1 protein-coding gene and 1 pseudogene are annotated in these 1702 nt (G+C 68.3%); both read left to right on the top strand.

What is annotated here, in order from left to right:
- The first annotated feature begins 192 nt into the window (after window positions 1-192).
- A complete protein-coding gene (locus tag GA0115259_RS23905; protein WP_093600853.1) occupies window positions 193-939 on the top strand; it encodes a MerR family transcriptional regulator in 747 nt (248 codons plus the stop codon).
- Window positions 940-1194: 255 nt separating this feature from the next.
- Window positions 1195-1702 (top strand): annotated as a pseudogene (locus GA0115259_RS23900) (hypothetical protein); the annotation flags it as partial.

The raw sequence follows: 1702 nt of genomic DNA, 5'->3' as shown, positions 1-1702 counted from the left end.
CTCGCTGGGCTCATAACCCAGAGGTCGCAGGTTCAAATCCTGTCCCCGCTACTGAACAGAAGCCGAAGGCCCGGATTCCAAGTGGATCCGGGTCTTCGTCGTTTCCGCGCCACCGCGTCCCCATCTCCGTATATCCGTGCCGCCTTTTTCGCGCTTGACCTTTACGTAACGTCAAGTTCTACCGTCGAAGCCATGGAGTGGTCGATCCAGGAGATCGCGAAGAAGGCCGGGACCACCAGCCGCACGCTCAGGCATTACGGCGAGCTTGGACTGCTGATGCCCAGCAGGACCGGCGGCAACGGCTACCGCTACTACGACCAGGACGCCTTGGTCCGGCTCCAGCGGATTCTGCTGCTGCGGGAGCTGGGGCTCGGACTGCCGGCGATCGCCCGGATCCTCGACGGCCAGCAGGACACGGCCGCCGCCCTGCGCACACATCTCAGGCTGCTGGAGCAGGAGCGCGAGCGCGTCGAGCGGCTGATCGCCTCGGTGCGGACCACTCTCCACAAGACCGCGACGGGAGAGGAACTCATGGCCGAGGAAGTGCTCGACGGCTTCGACCACACACGGTACGAGCAGGAGGTGACCGAGCGTTGGGGCCGGGAGGCGTATCAGAAGGGCGACCGCTGGTGGCGCGCGCTCAGCGAGGAGGAGCGTCAGGGCTTCCAGGACCGGCACGAGGCCATCGCCCGCGACTGGGCACGGGCGAAGGAGGCAGGGCTCGCCGCAGACAGTGACGAGGCCCAGGCCGTCGCCCGGCGTCACTGCGACTGGCTGTCGGTGACGGTCGAGCTCACCAAGCCGTATGTCATCGGTGTGACGAAAATGTATGTGGATGATGAACGGTTCAGAGCGGCCTATGACAAGTACGGTGAAGGGACAGCAGTGCTCGTACGGGACGCCATGAAGGTGTACGCCGAGCGCCACCTGACTGACTGACCGGTCATACGGCCGGTCGGTCGGCCGGCTCAACGGCTGACCGGGCGACCGGCCCGGCGGCCGGCGCGGCGACCGACCGGCCATCTGACCGACTGGCCGTCCGGCTGTCTGACCTGCTGTGGAGCCGGTCGCGATCCGACCTCCTCCATAGTCCACTCGGCCGACGGCGAGTCGCCGCCGCGGACGGCAGCGGCCAGCCTGGGTGGGGCGCGGTACCGTCCGTAGCCCTAGGCGGAACCGGGCAGGTGACCACTGGTGGGGAAGCTGAGGAGGCTCAGGGAGCGCCTGAGTGGCAGCGGCCAGCGGGCCGACGAGACGGTCGGTCTCACGTCGAGTGACGGGCTGCCGGTTTCGGGCGGCCGGGTCCGTACCGGGCGGCGGCTGGTCCGCGTTCTGCCTGTGCTGGTGATCGTCGTCGGAGTGGTCTTCGACTTCCTGACCCCGACACGCGTCACGGCCGCCCCGCTCTACGCGGCGGCCCCGCTGGTCGCCGCGCCGTTCTACCCGCTGATCGGCACGCTGCTGGTCGCCATCGCCTCGCTGGTCTTCGAGCTGGCGGTGCATATCTACGCCAAGTCGCTGATGTCGCTGGAGGCGCTCAGCGAGCTGCTGACCGTTGTGGTCGTCTCGCTCCTCGCGCTGTACATCAGCGGAGTGCTGCGCCGCAGCGGTCAGCGGCTCGCCTCCGCCCGGATCATCGCCGAGACCGCTCAACGGGCGGTGCTGCCGAGACCCGCCGAACGGATCGGCGGGGTGCGGATCG

It is taken from the genome of Streptomyces sp. MnatMP-M17 (assembly GCF_900091995.1).
Lineage (GTDB): Bacteria > Actinomycetota > Actinomycetes > Streptomycetales > Streptomycetaceae > Streptomyces.
The sequence above is the reverse complement of the archived record's forward strand: the minus strand, read 5'-3'. Positions and strand labels throughout refer to the sequence as shown.

What these genes read in the sequence shown, in the direction of transcription:
- GA0115259_RS23905 (WP_093600853.1), top strand. Translation starts at nt 193, where the DNA reads ATGGAGTGGTCGATCCAGGAGATCGCGAAGAAGGCCGGGACCACCAGC.